Below are 19,354 nucleotides of genomic sequence, written 5' to 3'. Positions count from 1 at the left end.
TCATCAGAGTACGGGTGGGGGCGGGGAGCGGAAGGCAATTTGCAGAACTGGTTGGCCAGCGCGTTTATGGTGAGCCGTATGTTTCGTATCGAGACAGGAGACGACAAGGAGCGGCGGGATCTGCTCCGCAGACGGCTGCTGGACACGAACACGGCGGCGTCCCCGGTGCTGCGCGCGCTGCGCGGAACCCCAGGTGAGCGGGAACTTCCGCTCCATGTCTGGGCCTTGGACGAGGACGGCGGCCTGGCCGGCGGTCTGGCGGGCCACACCTGGACGACCTGGCTGCACGTCACCTATCTGTGGGTCGACGACCGCCATCGCGGCACGGGCCTGGGCACGCGGCTCCTGACCGAGGCCGAAGGGGCAGCCACCGGACGCGGCTGCACCGCCGCCCGCGTGGAGACCTGGGACTTCCAGGCCCCGGACTTCTACCGCAAGCAGGGCTACGAGGTGGTGTCCGTGATCCCGGACTACCCCCCGGGAATCACGGAGTACACCCTGACAAAGCGCTGGAACCCGACTCCCCCGGCGACTGGGAATTCCAGCCCCTCCGGCGTTTGAGGAGCGGGGGGTTCGGGGGGCGGAGCCCCCCGAGGACGGGACGGGAAGGGGCGGAGGGGGCGAAGAAGCCGTGGCTCAGCCGATCCGCCGGGCCCCGGCCGAAGGCACAGCAGGAAACACCCGCGGAGCGGTGAAGCCCGCCTCGGCGAAGGCCTCCACCACAGCCTTGGTGACCCCGTCGATGTCGGCGGACTCGACCAGCACGACAGCGGACCCCCCGAACCCACCCCCCGTCATACGGGCCCCCAGCGCACCGCTGGAGTTGGCCGCCGACACGGCGAGATCCAGCTCGGCACACGAGATCCGCAGATCGTCCCGCAGCGAGGCGTGCCCGTCCGTCAGGACCGGCCCGATCGCCCGGACGTCCCCCGCGTCCAGCAGCGAGACGACCTGGTCCACCCGGTGGTCGTCGGAGACGACGTGGCGGACGTAGCGGCGGACCCGCTCGTCGGAGAGCCGGGCGAGCGCCGCGTCGAGCTCCGCGTAGGGGACGTCGCGCAGATGGGACACCCCGAGCTGCCGGGCCCCCTCCTCACAGCCCGCACGCCGCTCGGCGTACGCCCCGTCGCCGAGCGCGTGCTTCACCCGGGTGTCGACGACGAGGAGTTCGAGGCCCTGGGAGGCGAGGTCGAAGGGGATCTGGCGGATGGAGAGGTCGCGGCAGTCGAGGTGCAGGGCGTGCCCCTCGGTGCAGCACGCCGAGGCCGTCTGGTCCATGACCCCGCAGGGCACGCCGACGAAGTCGTTCTCGGCACGCTGGGCGAGCCGGGCCAGCTCGGGCCGGGTGAGCCCGAGTCCGTACAGCTCGTCGAGGGCGAGGGCGGTGACGACCTCCAGGGCCGCCGAGGAGGACAACCCGGCGCCGGTGGGGACGGTGGAGGCCAGGTGGATGTCCGCGCCGCCGACGGCGTGGCCGGCCTCGCGCAGCGCCCACACGACACCCGCCGGATAGGCGGCCCAGCCGGTGTCCGACCGGGGCGTCAGTTCGTCGACGCGCAGTTCGACGACGGGTCCGTCGATGTCCGCCGAGTGCAGCCGCAGCACGCCGTCGGACCGGCGGGACACCGCCGCGACCGCCGTGTGCGGCAGCGCGAGCGGCATCACGAACCCCTCGTTGAAGTCCGTGTACTCGCCGATCAGGTTGACCCGGCCGGGCGCCGCCCACACGCCCTCGGGCGCGGCGCCGTACAGCGCCTCGAAACCCTCACGTACCCCCACCTGCTCCACCCGCTCCACCCGCTATCCCTTCGTCGTGTTCTGTGCGAACTCCCACGCGTCCGCGACGATCCCCGCGAGATCCGCGCGGGACGGGTTCCAGCCGAGCCGCTCCCGGGCGGTCTCGGCCGAGGCGACCAGGACCGCCGGGTCCCCGCCGCGGCGCGGTGCCACGACCTCGGGGATCGGGTGTCCGGTCACCTGGCGCACCGTCTCGATGACCTCGCGGACGGAGAAGCCGTTGCCGTTGCCGAGGTTGCAGATCAGGTGCTCGCCGGGGGTCGCGGCCGAAAGGGCCAGCAGGTGCGCCTCGGCGAGGTCCGCGACATGGATGTAGTCGCGGATGCAGGTGCCGTCCGGCGTCGGGTAGTCGTCGCCGAAGACGGAGATCGCGTCGCGGCGGCCCTGCGCGACCTGGAGGACCAGCGGGATGAGGTGCGACTCGGGGTCGTGCCGCTCGCCGCTCTCGCCGTAGGCGCCGGCCACGTTGAAGTAGCGCAGCGAGACGGCGCCGAGCCCGTGGGCGGCGGCCTCGCCGGTGATCATGTGGTCGACGGCGAGCTTGGAGGCGCCGTAGGGGTTGGTGGGCCGGGTCGGCGCGGACTCCACGATCGGGGTGGTCTCGGGCTCGCCGTAGGTCGCGGCGGTGGAGGAGAAGACCAGCGTGCGCACTCCCGCGTCGCGCATCGCGGCGAGCAGGGCCATGGTGCCGCCGACGTTGTTGTCCCAGTACTTCTCGGGCTTCACCACGGACTCGCCGACCTGCGAGAACGCGGCGAAGTGCAGGACGGCGTCGTACGAGGGGTCCAGCCACTTGGCGGCGTCGCGGATGTCGCCCTCGACGAAGGCGGCGCCGGCGGGCACGCCCTCGCGGAAGCCCGTCGAGAGGTTGTCGAGGACGGTGACCTCGTGGCCCGCCTCCAGCAGGTGGCGCGCGACCACGCTGCCCACATAGCCGGCTCCGCCCGTGACCAGGTACTTCCCACTCATGTACTCGCTACCTCTCGCAGTCGCTGAGCCGCGGTCTCCGGCGGCACGTCGTTGATGAACACGTTCATGCCGGACTCGGAACCCGCGAGGAACTTCAGCTTGCCGGAAGTGCGGCGAATGGTGAAAAGCTCGAGGTGGAGCGCGAAGTCGTCCCGGTTGACGCCTTCGAACTCCTCCAGCGGGCCGAAGGGAGCCTGGTGCCACGCCGCGATGTACGGCGTCGGCGGCTCGCCCGTCCCGTCCTTCCCACCGTCCGGTCCGTCGAAGATCCGGTCGAAGCGCCTCAAGAGTTCCAGATAGACCTGGGGGAACTCTGTGCGCGCGTCCTCGTCGAGGCCGAGCAGGTCGGGCACGCGGCGGCGCGGGTAGAGGTGGACCTCGTAGGGCCAGTGGGCGGCGTACGGGACGAAGGCGACCCAGTGGTCGCTCGTCAGGACGATCCGCGAACCGTCGGCGAGTTCCCGCGCGAGGACGTCGTCGAACAGATTCGCCCCGCCGGCCGCCTCCTTGTGCGCGGCGAGGGATCGCAGCATCAGGGCGGTACGGGGGGTGGTGAAGGGGTAGCCGTAGATCTGCCCGTGCGGGTGACCGAGTGTCACACCGATCTCGGCGCCGCGGTTCTCGAAGCAGAAGACCTGCTGGACGGAGGGGAGATGGGAGAGTTCGGCGGTGCGGTCCGTCCAGGCCTCCAGGACGAGGGCAGCCTGTGCCTCCGTCAGGTCCGCGAAGGACGCGTCGTGGTCGGAGGTGAAGCAGACGACCTCGCAGCGGCCGGAGTCGCCGGCCAGCGAGGGGAAACGGTTCTCGAAGACGACCACGTCGTACGAGGATTCGGGGATCTCGCTCAGCCGGTCGCCCGAGGACGGGCACAGCGGGCATTCGTCGGCCGGGGGGTGGTAGATGCGCCCCTGGCGGTGGGAGGCGATGGCCACCGAGTCGCCGAGCAGCGGGTCGCGGCGCACCTCGGAGGTGGTGACGGTGGGGTCGAGCGGGCGCCGGTCCACCGTGTCGCGCACCTGGTCGTCGCCCGCGTCGTAGTAGATGAGCTCACGACCGTCGGCGAGCCGGGTCGAGGTCTTCTTCACAGTCGGACTCCCCATCAGCACCCGATCAAACCTTCAAACATAACCGAACACAACAAACCACAAGCCACCACCGCAGTCAACGTCACAATCAAACAAAGGTCACCATCAGAGGGTGCATTTGTTGAATGCGGAGGCATAGGTTCCGGTCCGATAGGTTCATGCGACGAAGCGAGTTCTGATGCAGTCCCCCACGTATCCGCCCCAAGCGGGCACCCTGCTCGCCGCCGAGCTGCGTCTCCCCACGAACGCACTCGACTACACAATCCTCGGCATCTACTTCGTGGTCGTCCTGGGCATCGGCTTCGCGGCCCGCCGCTCGGTGCGGACGAGCCTCGACTTCTTCCTGTCCGGACGCTCACTGCCCGCCTGGATCACCGGGCTGGCGTTCATCTCGGCCAACCTGGGCGCCACCGAGATCCTCGGCATGGCCGCCAACAGCGCGCAGTACGGCGTCTACACCGTGCACTGGTACTGGATCGGCGCCATCCCCGCGATGGTCTTCCTGGGCCTGGTGATGATGCCGTTCTACTACGGCTCCAAGGTCCGCTCGGTCCCCGAGTTCCTGCTCCTGCGCTTCGACAAATGGGCGCACCTGCTGAGTTCGGTCCTGTTCGCCTTCGCCGCCGTCCTCATCGCCGGCGTCAACCTCTACTCGCTCGCGATCGTGGTCGAGGCGCTCCTCGGCTGGCCGCAGTGGGTGGCGATCGTGGTGGCCGGGTTCTTCGTCCTGGCGTACATCACCCTCGGCGGCCTCTCCTCCGCGATCTACAACGAGGTGCTCCAGTTCTTCGTGATCCTGGCGGCCCTGATCCCGATCGCCGTGCTCGGCCTGCACCGGGTGGGCGGCTGGGGCGGTCTGACCGACTCCCTCGACAAGACCCACGGCACCGACTTCACGACGGCCTGGGGCGGTACGGGCATCGGCAGCGACAACCCGCTCGGCGCCAACTGGCTGACCATCGTGCTCGGTCTCGGTTTCGTGCTGTCCTTCGGCTACTGGACGACGAACTTCGCCGAGGTGCAGCGCGCGCTGTCGGCCAAGAACCTCTCCGCGGCCCAGCGCACCCCGCTGATCGCGGCCTACCCGAAGATCTTCATCGTGTTCCTGGTGATGATCCCGGGCCTGGTGGCGGCCGTCCTGGTCCCGAAGATCGGCACCCCCGGCTCGGATCTCCAGTACAACGACGCGATCCCTTATCTGATGCAGGAGTTGCTGCCGAACGGTGTCCTCGGCATCGCGGTGACCGGTCTGCTGGCCGCGTTCATGGCGGGCATGGCGGCCAACGTCTCGTCCTTCAACACGGTCTTCACGACCGACATCTGGGCGAAGTACGTGGTGAAGGGCCGCGAGGACTCCTACTACGTGCGCTTCGGCCGGCTGATCACGGTGATCGGTGTCCTGGCGTCGATCGGCACGGCCTTCCTGGCCTCGTCCTTCTCCAACATCATGAGCTACCTCCAGACGCTCTTCTCCTTCTTCAACGTGCCGATGTTCGCGGTCTTCATCATCGGCATGTTCTGGAAGCGGGCGTCGGTGAAGTCGGGCTTCTGGGGCCTGCTGGCCGGGACGACGGCCGCGATGGTGAACTACTTCGTCCTCTACAAGCAGGGCATCATCGGCTTCCCCTCCGACCAGGGCGCCAACTTCGTCTCCGCGATCGTCGCCTTCGTGGCCGGCGGCGTGGTGATGGTCGGGGTCTCGCTCTTCACCGCCCCCAAGCCCGCGCGGGAGTTGGAGGGCCTGGTCTACGGCACCGTGTCCCCGGGCATGGCCGAGCCGCCGGCCGCCGGTGACGACGCCTGGTACCGCAAGCCCGCCCTGCTGGGCTGGGGCGCGATGATCCTGGCCGCCGCCTGCTACATCCCGTTCTCGTTCTGACCTCGTTCCGACGAGCCCCGGCCCACTCCGACGAGGGAGAATAAGGAAACCATGTCCGACTATTCGGAAAGCGACGCGCAGAGCCAGGTCTCGGACCTCGAGAAGAAGTCCGCGACCGCCGCCCGTCTGTTCGACATCCGCCGCATCATCGGCGGCCTGTTCGTGATCTACGGGATCATCGTCACCATCGCCGGCATCACGGCCTCCGACGCCGACCTCGCCAAGGCCGGCGACATCAACATCAACCTGTGGACCGGCCTCGGCATGCTCGCCCTCGGCCTGTTCTTCCTGGCCTGGCTGTGGCTGCGACCCCTGCCGCCGACGGTGCCGGAGACTCCGTCCGAGGAGCAGGCGCCGCCGACGGCCTGACTCCCCCGACCGGGGCCGGAGTTCACTCGGAACTCCGGCCCCGGTGCACGAAAAGCTCCTGGACCTGGCCCTTTACCGTCCCCACACCTCTGTGATCTCCTTCGCCGGGACAGGTACGGACGGCCTCTGGGGAGGGGCCGTGGGGCAGGGGAGAGTCAGCGATGGACACCGCCGCGGTGGAGACGGTTCAGCCATGCCCGGATTGCGGGGCCGAGGTCCGCGGGGACAGCCGCTTTCCTTCGTGGTGCGCCGCCTGCGACTGGAACGTCGATCCGGAACGCCCGGAGGAGAAGCGGGGCCGGCTCGCCGAGGCGCGGCGGGCCCAGGCCCGACGGCACGGTGAGCGTCTGCTGGCCGAACTGGCCGCGGGCGGAACCCTGAAGGCCCGGCGGGACTCCTCGGCCCGTCTCGCCTTCGCGGTCGCGCTCGTCGTCCACGCCCTGACCCTGGCCCTGACCGCGGGCGGTGTCTGGTTGCTGATCGGGAGTTGGGGCGGCTGGGGGATGCTGCCGGGCGCCTTCCTCCTCGCCCTGGGGTGGTCGCTGCGGCCCCGGTTCGGCAGGCTGCCGGAGAACACCTCCGTCCTGCGCCGCGCCGACGCGCCCGAACTCTTCGCGCTCGTCGACGAGGTCGCCCGCGTCGCCGGCACCCGCGGTGTCGACGCCGTCGTGGTCGACGGCGAGATCAACGCGAGCGTCCGGAGCTACGGTCTGCGCGGGCGACGGCTCCTCACCCTGGGGCTGCCCTTCTGGGAAATCCTCACACCGCAGCAGCGGATCGCGCTGCTGGGCCACGAGATGGGCCACTTCGTCAACGGCGACACCCGGCACGGCTTGGTCGTCGGGACCGCCCAGCGTTCGCTGGCGACCTGGTACTACTACTTCGCGCCGGTCGGCGCCGACGCGCTCGACGACACCGACGTGTTCACCGTGATCCTCAACATGATCTACGTCGTACCCCGTCTGCTCGTCCGCGGCATGCTGACCGTCCTCGACGGCCTCACCCTGCGTTCCACCCAGCGGGCCGAATATCTCGCCGACCGGACGGCGGCCCGGGTGGGGTCCACCCGGGCCGCGCTGGAACTCATGGAGCAGACGCTCATCTCCGACTCGGCCGCGGTGGTACTGCAGCGCGAGACCAACCTCTCCGCCCTGAAAGGCCCGCGCGGCGGGCGGGACGGGCGCGAGACCGCCGGCCGGGCGGACGAGCTGTGGCAGCGTCTGGCCGCGGAACTGGCGTCCGTTCCGGAGCGGGAGCGCGAACGTCTGCGCCGGGTGGGCACGCTGCGCGGCCACAGCGTCGACGCGACCCATCCGCCCACCCATCTGCGCCACGCCTGCCTGCTGATCGGGGAAGCCTTGCCCCCCGCGGTCGTGTCGGACGACGAGCGAGAGCACCGGATCGCCGGTGAACTCGCGGACGCCCGTGCGAGAGTGGCCCGGCAGATCCTCCAGGACGGCTACCGATGAGCTAGGCGGCAGCCAATTCGCACCACACGTACTTGCCCGTGTCGCCTCCCTGCCGGAGTGGATGCCAGCCCCAGTCGTCGGCGCAGGCTCGGACCAGGACCAGGCCCCGGCCCGCTTCGGCGTCGGAGGTGACCGGCAGGTCGTACGGCGGCGGCAGCGGGCTCGCGTCCCAGGCTCCGATCCGCAGCACCCCGCCCCGCCAGGCCAGCCGCAGGGCCGCGGGCCCCTTCGTATGCCGTACGGCGTTGGAGACCAGCTCCGCCGCCAGCAGCTCGGCGACGTCCGCGAGGCGGATCAGTCCGTGCAGGGTCAGGACCAGGCGAACGGTGCGACGGCAGACGGTGACGGCGCGGGTGTCGTGGGGGATGTGAAGGGAGTAGGTCCAGGGCTCGTTCGTGGGCATGGCTGAACTCCGGTTCTGGTGTGGGGAGTCGGGAGTTCGCTGGGCGCGCGGGCGGTGGCAGTGTCACAGCCGCCGTGGCAGGACGGAGTGGTGCGCTTCCGGGTACCCCGAGGTTCCGCAGCGTGTGCGTCGCGTCACCGACGGTATGGGTAAAATTTGGGCCCGCGCAAGCCGCTGCCGTAATCTTCCCCTCGAAGGTGTAACTGCCTCCGGGCAGTTGGGGCGAGGGAGGAAGCCATGCCGCGCAGACGGCAGCCAACCGCACGCCAGGAGCGCCTGGGCATCGAGCTGCGGAAACTGCGCGAGGCCGCAGGGCTCAAGGCACGCGAGGCTGCCGCACTCGTCGGGTCGGACTCCGCCCAGATGAGCCAGATGGAGTCCGGCATCGCGGGGGTGAGCGAGGAGCGGGTACGAAGTCTCGCGGCTCACTACTCCTGTGCGGACGGGGAGTTGATCGAAGCACTGGTGCGGATGGCGACCGACCGGACCCACGGTTGGTGGGAGGCGTACCGGGGCCTGCTACCCACGCCGTTCCTGGACCTGGCCGAGTTGGAGCACCACGCCACGCGCCGGCTCGACGTGGAGTTCCTGCACGTCCCGGGCCTCTTCCAGACGGAGGACTATGCGCGTGCCGTCTTCGCGTACCGGGTCCCCCGACTGCCCGACAACGAGATCGAGTTGCGCGTCCGCCATCGAATGGAACGCAAAACTGTCATCGCCGACCACGCCCCCGTCCCCTACACGGCGGTGATCCACGAAGCGGCGCTGCGCATCAGGGTCGGCGACCGGACAACTGCTCACCGTCAACTGGCGGGCATTCTGGAGCTTTCCGAAGCGGACCACATCACCGTGCGCGTCATCCCCTTCGAACTCGACGGCTTCGCCGGAGCCACGAACGCGATGATGTACGTGGGCGGTGCCGTGCCCAAGCTGGACACAGCGGTACGCGACGCACCGCACGGTGTGGTGTTCATCGACTCCGAGGCACAACTGGGCACTTTTCGAACGCTCTTCCATATGGTGGAGGCTGTGTCGCTCGAACCCACCCGTTCGCGTGACTTCATCCACCGGCTGGCGAAGGAACTGTGAGGTCCGCCGTGACCACCCCCGACAACTGGCAGAAGTCGTCCTTCTCGGGAAGCGGCGACGGCAACAACTGCCTGGAACTGGCCACCACCCCCGGCACCGCTCACCTCCGCGAGAGCGACACCCCGGGCACCCGGCTCTCGACCGACCCTGGTGCGCTTGTCCATCTCCTGAACCACATAAAGAACAGGACCGACGGGGAAGGCTGACCCCATGACCGACAAACTCACTGTCAGTGTTCTCGGCACCGGCATCATGGGGGCCGCCATGGCCCGGAACCTCGTGCGGGCCGGGCACGGTGTGCGGGTCTGGAACCGGACCCGGGACAAGGCCGAGCCGCTGGCCGGCGACGGCGCGCACGTCGCGGACACCCCGGAGGAGGCCGTACGGGGCGCCGACGTCGTCCTGACCATCCTCCACGACGGCCCGGCCGCGCTCGACGTCATGCGCCGGGCCGCACCCGGGCTGCGCGCGGGGGCCGTCTGGGTGCAGTCCACGACCGCCGGCACCGAAGCCCTCGGCGAGCTGGCCGAGTTCGCCGACGCGCAGGGGCTCCCCTTCTTCGACGCACCCGTCCTGGGGACACGCGCACCCGCCGAGGCCGGGCAGCTCACCGTGCTCGCCGCGGGCCCGAGCGCGGCCCGCGACACCGTGACACCCGTCTTCGACGCCGTCGGCGCCCGGACGGTGTGGACCGGCGAGGACGGCGCGGCGGGCAGCGCCACCCGGCTCAAGCTCGTCGCCAACAGCTGGGTGCTGGCCGCCACGGCCGCGACCGGGGAGGTGCTCGCCCTGGCCAAGGGCCTCGGCGTGGACCCGGAGGACTTCTTCGGCCTCATCGAGGGCGGCCCGCTCGACATGGGCTATCTGCGCGCCAAGGCCGACCTGGTCCTGGAGGACCGGCTGTCCCCGGCCAGCTTCGCCGTCACCACCGCCGAGAAGGACGCCCGCCTGATCGTGGGAGCGGGAGCGCGGCACGGCGTGCGGCTCGACGTGGCCGAGGCCGCCGCGGAACGCTTCGGCCGCGCCGGTGCCCTCGGCCACGGGGACGAGGACATGGCCGCCGCGTACTTCGCGAGCTTCGAGGAGGGCAAGCCCCCCTCCTCGTAGCACCGCGGACCCGGCTCCTCGGAGCCCCGCGGACCCGCGGAGCCCGTACGTCTCAGCGGGACGTGTCCGCGGGGCCGTGGGGACTCTGGGCCGGGATCGGGCCCGCGCGGTCCAGCAGGCCCGTGCGGGCCGCGAGCGCCGCCGCTTCCAGGCGGGAGCCCACGCCCAGCTTCATCAGGACCCGCTGGACGTGGGTGCGGGCCGTGGACGGGGCGATGCCCATGCCGGCCGCGATGAGCCGGGTGTCCTCGCCGTCGGCGACCCGCACCAGGACCTCCACCTCGCGGGGTGTGAGCATCTGGAGCAGCCGCTGGCCCTCGTCGTCGGGCTGGGCGGCGGGATTGAGCAGTTCGCTGAAGGCGCCCTGGAGCAGTTGCGGGGCCACGGCCGCCTCGCCCGCCCTCGCCTTCATGATCGCGCGCTCGACACCCTCGATGCGCTCGTCATGGCGTACGTAGCCGGAGGCGCCGGCGGCGAACGCGGCCGCGATCCCGCGCGGGTTGGGCACCGGTCCGAGCACCAGGACGGCCACCTGCGGACGCTCCCGCTTGATCCGCACCACCGGGTCGAAGATCCCCGGCTCGGCGGGTGTCGCCGTGCCGATCAGGCACACCTCGGGTGCCCGTGTGATCACCAGCTCCGCCGCCCCCGCGGCGGGCGCCGCCGCGGCGAGCACCCGGTGCCCGCGCAGCTTCAGCGCCGAGGCCAACGCCTCGGCGAGCAGTCGGTGGTCGTCGACCACCATGAGCCGGACTCCCATCAGGCAACCCCCCAGTCCCCCCGAGCATCCCCACTGGTTCCCCGTGGATTAGGAGCCCCCCGGCTCTCCATCACCCGGAAGCTACACGCTTGTTCGACGTTGCGCTTCCCCTACTGGAGAGAAGTGCCCCGGAATATCGAAATCCCACCCAATAGGAAGTGTTGCGGGGTACGCGTGCGGCCCCGCCCCTGAACAGGGACGGGGCCGCACACGGTGTTTCGGCCCGAACAAATCAATCCGGGGAAACGATCACCGCATTCTTTCGAAGATGATCACTTTGGTTCACTCGAAAGGTGACGGTTACTTCGTTCCGAAGGCGATCGCCAGGTACGCCTTGTCCGTCGCGGAGGTCGGCTTGTCCGCGTAGACCTGGGACATGTACAGCCGGCCGTCGGCGTAGAGGATCTCGGCGTAGTCCGGGAGCATGCTCGACTCCGCGTCACGCGTCGACTGGGTGGCCGGGTTCTCCATCAGCTTCGTCTCCTTGAAGGAGGTTCCGTCGATGCTGACGATCTGCCCGCCCTTGTCGTACGGCGGCCGCTTGTACGCGAGGAGGCTGGTGCCGTCCATGCGCAGCGGGGTGATGCTGTAGCCGTCGCCCGCGTCCGCGCGCTGGCCGGTCTGCTTGCCGGTGGCCAGGTCGAAGGCGACGATCTCGTTGGTCCGGCTGTAGTCACCGGAGCCGTCGTGCTCCTCGGTCGGGATGTACAGCTTGTCGTTGCCGACGGCAAGCGACTTGCAGAACTCGATCTTGGTGATGCCGTCGCACTTGGCCGCGTACGTCTTGCCGGGGGCCGAGATCTTCGCCCGCAGCTTGCCGGTCTTGTTGTCGATGGAGAAGAAGTCCGAGATGCCGCTGCCGTCACCGGCGGAGTCGCCGACGTCGGCCGCCACGACCAGCGGGTCGGTGGAGACGACGCTGGCGTACTCGATGCCGGGCGACATCTTGTACTCGGAGATCACCTTCCCGGACTTCGGGTCGATGGTCTGGATGTGGAGCTGGCGCGTGCTGCCGTACTGGCCGCACTTGCGGACCGCGACCAGCTTGGCGCCGCCGCCGTACCCGGAGTCGTAGCAGCTGTCGCCCGTCTTGGGCGCCCACAGGGCCTTGCCGGTGGAGATGTCGAACGCTCCCCCGCCACCCGTGCTGCCCGCGGCGACCGTGTTCCCGCTGATCGTCACGTTGTCGAGGTTGATCACCTGGTCACCGGACTTGATCGTCCGGGTCCAGAGCTTGGCGCCCGCGTCGAGATCGATCGCGGCGAGCTGGGTGCATCCGTGCGAGGGCTGCGCCTTGGTGGGCATGGCCGGCTCGTAGATGATCGCCGAGCGGTTGGCGTCCGTGCTGTGCAGGCTGGCCTGGCACACCGGGCCGGGAAGCTTGATCGTCCAGTTCTTGGCGCCGGTCTTCGGGTCGTAGCCGTTGATCTCGGCGTTGCCGGTCTTGGCGTACACCTTGTCGGTGAGCCAGGAGCCGGACGTGGTCACGCTGGTGACGTCCTTCGGCACGGCCGGCGCGGGGATCTGGAAGAGCAGGTCGGAGTTGGTGTTCGCCGGCACCTTCTCGCCGCCGGTGCCCTTCTTGTCTCCGCCCTTGTCGTCACCGTTGCCGCCGGTGACACCGCCCGACTTCCCGACGTCGTGCTTGTTGCCCCCGTCGGAGCGCTGCGAGTACACGATTCCCGCGCCGACGATCAGCGCGACGGCCACGACGGCCGCCACGATGATGAGCAACTGGCTGTTGACCTTGCGCCCGCCGCTCGCCTGCGGGGCCTGCGGCTGCATCGGCATGGTCTGCGGCTGCGGGTAGCCGTACGGGCTCGGCTGCGCGGCGGGGTTGTACGGGGCCTGGGCGCCGTACGGAGCCTGCGGCTGGCCCGGGTAGCCGTAGCCCGGCTGGCCCGGGGGCGGCGTCTGCGGATAGCCGTACGGCTGCTGCGGGGACGCCGGCGGGGGCGTCTGGGGGTAGCCGTAGCCGGGGCCCGCGGCGGCGGGCGGAGGGGTCGGCGGGCCGAACCCGCCGGCGGGCGGCTCCTGCGGGGCGCCGAAGCCCTGCGCGGGCGCACTCTGCGGGGCACCGAAACCGGGCGCGGGCGCGTCCTGCGGGGCGCCGGGACCCTGCGCGGGCTGCTCCTGCGGGTCGCCGGGCTCGGGGTCTGCCCCGCCCGGAGTCTGCTGAGAGCCCTGGGAGGGTTCCTGCGGTGCGCCGAAGCCCTTCGGGGGCTCGTTCGGCGGCGGGGGCGGCTGGCTCATGACGTGAATACCTCGGGATAAGAAGGGACGGCGGGCCTGTGCGCGTGCGGGACGCGAGGGAACGGGACGGGGGCGTCGGTCACTTGCCGTAGGCCAGCATCAGCTTCTCCTTCGCCTCGTCGTTGCCCGTCAGGCGGGTCGTGGAGATGTAGAAGCGTCCGTCCACGAAGTCGACGGCCTTGGAGTAGAAGCCGGCCTCGATCGCCGCGGTGCCCTGCGGGTTCTGGAGCAGCTTCGTGGGCGTGTGGCCGCTCCCGCCCGTCGGGATCGACACGACGCGGCCGCCCCCGTCGTACGACGCCTCGACGTAGGCGACGAGCGCGCCGCCGTCCGTCTTCATCGGCATCATCGTCGCGTCCGTCGGGGACTTGACGCGCCACTTCTCCTTGCCGGTCGCGAGGTTGAACGCGACGATCTCGTTCGGCCCGGTCTTCGCCTCGGTCGGCAGATAGAGCGTGTCGGCGTCGGCGACGGCACCGAAGCAGCCCGCCAGGTCACGGTCGAGGATCGCGAAGCCGCACTCCGGCGCGAAGCCGTCGTCGCTCTTGAGCTGGGAGCGCAGGTCGCCGTTGTCCTTCAGGACGGTGATGTTGAACTTCTTCTTCGCGTCGTTCGTCAGGTAGAGCACGACCGGGTCCACGGAGTAGGCGCGCCCGACCCGCCAGCCCTTGGGGATCTTCGTCGTCCAACGGGCCTTGCCGGTGGCCGGGTCCAGTTCCTGCACCTCGTCGTGCTCGGTGCTGCTGCCGGCCCCGCAGGCCGAGACGGCCAGCAGCTTGGAGCCGCCCGCGAATCCCGCCGGGTAGCAGCTCGCCCCGTACTTCTTCTTGTCCCAGAGCTTCCTGCCGCTGCCGACGTCGTAGGCCGTTCCCGACATCGAGCGGCCGACCGTCAGCGTCTTGCCGGTGATGGACAGGTCGATCGAGATCGTGCTGTCGAACAGATCGCCCTCCGCGACCTGCGCGGTCCAGCCCTTGGCTCCGGTGTTCAGGTCGACCTGCTGGAGCTGGTTGCACTTCGCGCTGCTGGCGGAGCCGCTCATGTAGGCGACGACGACCTTGTCGTCGGCCGTCTTCTGCGGGGTGACAGCGCAGATCTTCTGCGGGAAGGTCAGCGCGGGCCAGGCCAGCTTGCCGTCACCGACGTCGAACGCGAAGAGCTGCTTGTACGCGGCCTTCACCGCCGCCTTGCCGGTGATCCACATGCCGGGGGCCTCGGCACCCGAACCGGGCGCGTCCGGCGCCGACTTGTACCAGAGGACCTTCGCCTCGCCCGCCTTGCGGCCGGCGTTCAGGTCGTCGTTCTCCTCGCCGCCGTCACCGCTGCCGTCGCCGGGGTTGACCGGATCGTCCGAGGCGGGCGCGGACACGGACGGGCTGTGGCTGGGACTCTCCTTCGCGACGGGCTTCTTGTCGCCCCCGCCGCTGGTGACCGCCCACACGGTGCCGCCGACGACGAGCAGACCCGCCACCGCCGCGGCGACGACGAGCGCGGGCTTTCCCTTGAACGGGTTCTTCGAGCCACCGCCGGGACCGCCGGGCTGCGGGGTGCCGGGACCGCCCGGGTAGGGCGCCTGGGGCGGATAGCCGTACCCCTGCTGCTGCCCGTATCCGTACGGACCGGGCTGGCCGTAGGGGCCCGGCTGCTGCGGCTGCCCGTACGGTCCGGGCTGCTGCGGCTGCCCGTACGGACCCGACTGGGCGTAGGGGCCGGGCTGCTGCGGGTATCCGTAGCCGGGCTGCGGAGGTCCGGCGGGCGGGGTGTTCTGGGGCGCGGGCGCCTGGGGCGGCTGCGCGGGAGGAGCGGGCGTGCCCTGCGGCGCGGGAGGCGTGTTCGGAGGCGTGCCCTGCGGCGGCGGAGGCGTGCTCTGCGGTGCGCCGAAGCCACCCCCCGACCGCGGGTCCGGCGACGCGCCGGCGCCGCCCGTCGGCGGCTGGTCCTGCGGTGCTCCGAAACCGCCCTGCGGTGGCTGACTCGGCGGCTGACTCATCAGCGCGTCCCCCTCTTCACTGATGTGACCCCCCACCGGCGGCGCCCGTTTCGCGCCTCGTCCGGTGGATCTCAGACTGTTCTCAGACCGCTCTTTCTATCACTCCAGGGGGCGTGAACAGGGGGCCGGTGCGCGCCCTGTTCCCAAGGGAGGACCGGGCTGTGATGCCGCCGTTACGCGCCTTCACGCGCCCTTCACGCCGGGCGCGCAAGGCGAGTTCAGCGGCCGGGGACGTCCGTCGCGCGGGGCGCTTTCGACAACTCGGGGGCACCTGGGGGCACTTGCGCGCCCTTCGCGCGGGCCGTGCGCGCCGGGCCCGCACGCCGGGCGGGCGGTGCCTCCGCGACCCGAAGGCACCGCCCGCCTCACAAGGGGCTGTCGCCCCTCGCGCTCACGCGTCTTCCGCCAGCTCCAGCCAGCGCATCTCCAGTTCCTCCCGCTCGCCCGCCAACTCGCGCAGTTCGGTGTCGAGTCGGGCGACCTTGCCGAAGTCGGTGGCGTTGTCGGCGATCTGGGCGTGCAGCTTCGTCTCCTTCTCGGAGATCTTGTCGAGCTGCCGCTCGATCTTCTGGAGTTCCTTCTTCGCGGCACGGGCGTCGGCGGCCGACGCGGACTTCGCCGGGGCGGGAGCGGCGGCGAGCACGGTGGCCGCGGCCGCCTCCTCCATCTTCCTGCGCCGCTCCAGGTACTCGTCGATTCCGCGCGGAAGCATCCGCAGGGTGCCGTCGCCGAGGAGCGCGAACACGTTGTCCGTGGTGCGCTCGATGAAGAAGCGGTCGTGGGAGATCACGATCATGGAGCCGGGCCAGCCGTCGAGGAGGTCCTCGAGCTGGGTGAGGGTCTCGATGTCGAGGTCGTTCGTCGGCTCGTCGAGGAAGAGGACGTTGGGCTCGTCCATCAGCAGGCGCAGGATCTGCAGCCGGCGGCGCTCACCACCGCTGAGGTCCCCGACCGGCGTCCACTGCTTCTCCTTGTTGAAGCCGAACGTCTCGCAGAGCTGCCCCGCGGTCATCTCGCGGCCCTTGCCGAGGTCGACGCGGTCGCGGACGGACTGGACGGCCTGCAGGACGCGCCAGGTGGGGTCGAGTTCGCCGACCTCCTGGGAGAGGTAGGCGAGCTTGACGGTCTTGCCGGTGACGATCCGGCCGGCGGCGGGCTGCTGCTCGCCCTCGGTGCGGGCGGCCTCGGCCAGGGCCCGCAGCAGGGAGGTCTTGCCCGCGCCGTTCACACCCACCAGGCCGACACGGTCACCGGGGCCGAGCTGCCAGGTCAGGTGCTTGAGCAGCACCTTGGGACCGGCCTGGACGGTCACGTCCTCCAGTTCGAAGACGGTCCTGCCGAGCCGGGAGTTGGCGAACCGCATCAGCTCGCTCTTGTCGCGGGGCGGCGGCACGTCGGCGATCAGCTCGTTGGCGGCCTCGACGCGGAAGCGCGGCTTGGAGGTGCGGGCGGGGGCGCCGCGGCGCAGCCAGGCCAGCTCCTTGCGGACCAGGTTCTGCCGCTTGACCTCCTCGGTCGCGGCGATGCGCTCACGCTCGGCGCGGGCGAACACGTAGTCGGAGTAGCCGCCCTCGTACTCGTAGACCGCGCCCTTCTGCACGTCCCACATCCGGGTGCAGACCTGGTCGAGGAACCACCGGTCGTGCGTGACGCAGACCAGGGCGGAGCGGCGCTCGCGCAGGTGTCCGGCGAGCCAGGCGATGCCCTCGACGTCCAGGTGGTTGGTGGGCTCGTCGAGGACGATCAGGTCCTGCTCGTCGATGAGCAGCTTCGCCAGCGCGATACGGCGGCGCTCGCCGCCGGAGAGCGGGCCGATCACGGTGTCGAGGCCCTGCGGGAAGCCGGGCAGGTCGAGACCGCCGAACAGGCCCGTCAGGACGTCCCTGATCTTGGCGTTGCCCGCCCACTCGTGGTCGGCCATGTCCCGGATGACCTCGTGGCGCACGGTGGCCTCGGGGTCGAGCGAGTCGTGTTGGGTGAGCACGCCGACGTTCAGGCCGCCGGAGTGGGTGACACGGCCGGTGTCGGGCTCCTCCAGCCGGGCGAGCATGCGGATCAGGGTGGTCTTGCCGTCACCGTTCCGGCCGACCACGCCGATGCGGTCGCCCTCGCTGACGCCGAGGGAGACTCCGTCGAGCAGTGCACGGGTGCCGTACACCTTGCTGACGGACTCGACATTGACCAGGTTGACGGCCATTTCTCTCCTGAACAACGGGGACGATCGACCGGACGATCGACCCTCAAGGGTAGTCCGCGCGGCGGGTGTCCCCCGCCGCGCGTTCAGCGGCCGCTCAGCCGAGCACGGTCGCACCGGGTGCCGGGGACTGCGTGACGCGCACCGCGCGGCAGGTGCCCGAGTCCTGGAGCGCCCGGCCGACGGCCCGCGCGGACTCCGCGTCCGGCGCGAGGAACGCCGTCGTCGGGCCCGACCCGGACACGAGCGCGGCGAGCGCGCCGGCCGCGCGGCCCGCCGCGAGGGTGTCGGCGAGGGCCGGGAAGAGGGAGAGCGCCGCGGGCTGGAGGTCGTTGGAGACGGTGCGCGCGAGGGCTCCGGCGTCGCCCTTCGCCAGGGCGTCCAGCAGATCCTGCGAGGCGACCGGCTCCGGGACGCGCACGCCCTCGTTCATCCGGTCGAACTCCCGGAAGACCGCCGGGGTCGACAGTCCGCGCTCGGCCATCGCGAACACCCAGTGGAAGGTCCCGCCGACGTCCAGGAGGCGCAGCTTCTCGCCCCGGCCGGTACCGAGCGCCGCCCCGCCCACCAGGGAGAACGGCACATCGCTGCCCAACTCGGCGCAGATGTCGAGGAGTTCTTCGCGCGAGGCGTTCGTGCCCCACAGGGTGTCGCAGGCGAGCAGCGCGCCCGCCCCGTCCGCGCTGCCTCCGGCCATGCCGCCGGCGACGGGGATGTCCTTGGCGATGTGCAGGTGGACGGCGGGGTCGATGCCGTGGCGGCGGGCGAGTTCCAGGGCGGCGCGGGCCGCGAGGTTGGTGCGGTCGAGGGGCACCTGGCCGGCGTCCGGGCCCGCGCAGGTGACGCGCAGCTCGTCCGCGGGGGTGACCGTCACCTCGTCGTGGAGGCCGACCGCGAGAAAGACGTTGGCCAGGTCGTGGAAGCCGTCGGGGCGTGCGCCGCCGACCGCGAGCTGGACGTTGACCTTGGCAGGGACGCGTACCGTCACCCTCTCCGTCACGGCTGGGTCGACTCCTCGTTCTCGGGGGTGTGCCGGGGGGTGCCCGCGTCGTCCCGGTCCGCCGCCGCGCGGTTCTCCGCGATGCGGACGAACTCCTCGACCGTCAGCGACTCCCCGCGGGCCTGCGGCGAGATCCCGGCGGCGACGAGCGCGGCCTCGGCGGCGGGCGCGGAACCGGCCCACCCGGCGAGGGCGGCGCGCAGCGTCTTGCGGCGCTGGGCGAAGGCGGCGTCCACCGCGGCGAACACCTCGCTCTTGGTGGCCGTCGTGCTGATCGGCTCGGTGCGCCGGGTGAGTGCCACGAGACCGCTGTCGACGTTGGGCGCGGGCCAGAAGACGTTGCGCCCGATGGAACCGGCCCGCTTCACGTCGGCGTACCAGTTCGCCTTCACCGACGGCACGCCGTACACCTTCGAGCCGGGCGGCGCGGCGAGCCGGTCGGCGACCTCCGCCTGGACCATCACGAGGGTGCGCTCGATGGTCGGGAAGGTGTCGAGCATGTGCAGCAGGACGGGCACGGCGACGTTGTACGGGAGGTTCGCGACGAGCGCGGTGGGCGGCGGGCCCGGCAGCTCCCGGACCTGCATGGCGTCCGAGTGGACCAGCGCGAAGCGGTCGGCGCGCTGCGGCATGCGGGCCTGGACCGTCGCGGGGAGCGCGCTCGCGAGGACGTCGTCGATCTCGACGGCGACGACCCGGTCCGCCGTCTCCAGCAGGCCGAGTGTCAGGGAGCCGAGGCCGGGGCCCACCTCCACGACCACGTCGTCGGGCCGCACCTCCGCGGTCCGCACGATGCGGCGCACCGTGTTCGCGTCGATGACGAAGTTCTGGCCGCGCTGCTTGGTGGGCCGTACGCCGAGGACGGCCGCGAGTTCGCGGATCTCGGCGGGGCCCAGGAGGGCGTCGGAGGTGGGGCTGGTCACGAGCCAAGGGTACGGGGGGCCGGGCCCGGGCCGTGCAGCCGCGGCCCCGCGGCACGGGTGTCAGCCG

General features: G+C 70.9%; 17 protein-coding genes. 7 read left to right on the top strand and 10 right to left on the bottom strand.

Features of this window, described 5'->3' with window-relative positions:
• The first annotated feature begins 66 nt into the window (after positions 1-66).
• Positions 67-561: a GNAT family N-acetyltransferase gene (locus tag ACZ4TO_RS27775; protein ID WP_385044616.1), complete on the top strand. Its 495-nt coding sequence runs from the start codon at positions 67-69 to the stop codon at positions 559-561.
• A gap of 75 nt (positions 562-636) precedes the next feature.
• On the opposite strand, the gene galK is transcribed toward ACZ4TO_RS27775, so the two are convergent.
• The 3 genes from galK to galT are packed head-to-tail and all read right to left on the bottom strand — an operon-like array spanning position 637 to position 3,851.
• Entirely contained in the window at positions 637-1,779 is a 1,143-nt protein-coding gene (gene galK, locus ACZ4TO_RS27770) for a galactokinase (protein WP_468025509.1), read from the bottom strand.
• Between the two features lie 21 nt (positions 1,780-1,800).
• Complete coding sequence (gene galE, locus ACZ4TO_RS27765) at positions 1,801-2,766, bottom strand: UDP-glucose 4-epimerase GalE (protein WP_382791721.1); 966 nt, start codon at positions 2,764-2,766, stop codon at positions 1,801-1,803.
• Positions 2,763-3,851, bottom strand: a complete 1,089-nt coding sequence (gene galT, locus ACZ4TO_RS27760; protein ID WP_382791718.1) for a galactose-1-phosphate uridylyltransferase — start codon at positions 3,849-3,851, stop codon at positions 2,763-2,765. The genes galE and galT overlap by 4 nt, the downstream gene beginning before the upstream one ends.
• Positions 3,852-4,029: 178 nt before the next feature.
• Between galT and ACZ4TO_RS27755 the strand changes: the two genes are divergently transcribed.
• From ACZ4TO_RS27755 to ACZ4TO_RS27745, 3 genes are all read left to right on the top strand, one after another.
• Positions 4,030-5,730: a sodium:solute symporter family protein gene (locus tag ACZ4TO_RS27755; RefSeq protein ID WP_382791715.1), complete on the top strand. Its 1,701-nt coding sequence runs from the start codon at positions 4,030-4,032 to the stop codon at positions 5,728-5,730.
• 51 nt (positions 5,731-5,781) lie between these two features.
• Positions 5,782-6,099 carry a hypothetical protein gene (locus tag ACZ4TO_RS27750; protein ID WP_382791712.1) on the top strand — a complete coding sequence of 106 codons (318 nt, stop codon included), beginning with the start codon at positions 5,782-5,784 and terminating at the stop codon, positions 6,097-6,099.
• Positions 6,100-6,260: 161 nt separating this feature from the next.
• Positions 6,261-7,568, top strand: coding sequence for a M48 family metallopeptidase (locus tag ACZ4TO_RS27745; RefSeq protein ID WP_468025508.1), 1,308 nt, complete (start codon positions 6,261-6,263; stop codon positions 7,566-7,568).
• Position 7,569: 1 nt separating this feature from the next.
• Here ACZ4TO_RS27745 and ACZ4TO_RS27740 read toward each other — a convergent pair whose 3' ends face one another.
• Complete coding sequence (locus ACZ4TO_RS27740) at positions 7,570-7,971, bottom strand: ATP-binding protein (RefSeq protein WP_382791706.1); 402 nt, start codon at positions 7,969-7,971, stop codon at positions 7,570-7,572.
• A gap of 237 nt (positions 7,972-8,208) precedes the next feature.
• On the opposite strand from ACZ4TO_RS27740, the gene ACZ4TO_RS27735 reads away from it, so the two are divergent.
• From ACZ4TO_RS27735 to ACZ4TO_RS27725, 3 genes are read left to right on the top strand one after another with little or no spacing between them, the layout of a single operon-like run.
• Positions 8,209-9,060 carry a helix-turn-helix domain-containing protein gene (locus ACZ4TO_RS27735; RefSeq protein WP_385042480.1) on the top strand — a complete coding sequence of 284 codons (852 nt, stop codon included), beginning with the start codon at positions 8,209-8,211 and terminating at the stop codon, positions 9,058-9,060.
• Positions 9,061-9,068: 8 nt separating this feature from the next.
• Positions 9,069-9,266, top strand: coding sequence for a DUF397 domain-containing protein (locus ACZ4TO_RS27730; RefSeq protein WP_385042479.1), 198 nt, complete (start codon positions 9,069-9,071; stop codon positions 9,264-9,266).
• 4 nt (positions 9,267-9,270) lie between these two features.
• On the top strand, positions 9,271-10,167 hold the full coding sequence (locus ACZ4TO_RS27725; protein ID WP_468025507.1) for an NAD(P)-dependent oxidoreductase: 897 nt from the start codon (positions 9,271-9,273) through the stop codon (positions 10,165-10,167).
• Between the two features lie 52 nt (positions 10,168-10,219).
• Here ACZ4TO_RS27725 and ACZ4TO_RS27720 read toward each other — a convergent pair whose 3' ends face one another.
• From ACZ4TO_RS27720 to rsmA, 6 genes are all read right to left on the bottom strand, one after another.
• Complete coding sequence (locus ACZ4TO_RS27720) at positions 10,220-10,927, bottom strand: helix-turn-helix transcriptional regulator (RefSeq protein ID WP_382791696.1); 708 nt, start codon at positions 10,925-10,927, stop codon at positions 10,220-10,222.
• A gap of 300 nt (positions 10,928-11,227) precedes the next feature.
• Positions 11,228-13,180 (bottom strand): outer membrane protein assembly factor BamB family protein, encoded by a 1,953-nt coding sequence (locus tag ACZ4TO_RS27715; protein ID WP_468025506.1) that lies wholly within the window; start codon positions 13,178-13,180, stop codon positions 11,228-11,230.
• A gap of 79 nt (positions 13,181-13,259) precedes the next feature.
• Positions 13,260-15,170, bottom strand: coding sequence for an outer membrane protein assembly factor BamB family protein (locus tag ACZ4TO_RS27710; protein WP_468025505.1), 1,911 nt, complete (start codon positions 15,168-15,170; stop codon positions 13,260-13,262).
• A gap of 391 nt (positions 15,171-15,561) precedes the next feature.
• A complete protein-coding gene (locus ACZ4TO_RS27705) occupies positions 15,562-17,367 on the bottom strand; it encodes an ABC-F family ATP-binding cassette domain-containing protein (RefSeq protein ID WP_385042475.1) in 1,806 nt (601 codons plus the stop codon).
• A gap of 94 nt (positions 17,368-17,461) precedes the next feature.
• Entirely contained in the window at positions 17,462-18,364 is a 903-nt protein-coding gene (locus ACZ4TO_RS27700; RefSeq protein WP_468025504.1) for a 4-(cytidine 5'-diphospho)-2-C-methyl-D-erythritol kinase, read from the bottom strand.
• Positions 18,361-19,287, bottom strand: coding sequence for a 16S rRNA (adenine(1518)-N(6)/adenine(1519)-N(6))-dimethyltransferase RsmA (gene rsmA / locus ACZ4TO_RS27695; protein ID WP_382791685.1), 927 nt, complete (start codon positions 19,285-19,287; stop codon positions 18,361-18,363). The genes ACZ4TO_RS27700 and rsmA overlap by 4 nt, the downstream gene beginning before the upstream one ends.
• Positions 19,288-19,354: the final 67 nt, after the last annotated feature.

It is taken from the genome of Streptomyces sp. NPDC028298 (assembly GCF_055565895.1).
The sequence above is the reverse complement of the archived record's forward strand: the minus strand, read 5'-3'. Positions and strand labels throughout refer to the sequence as shown.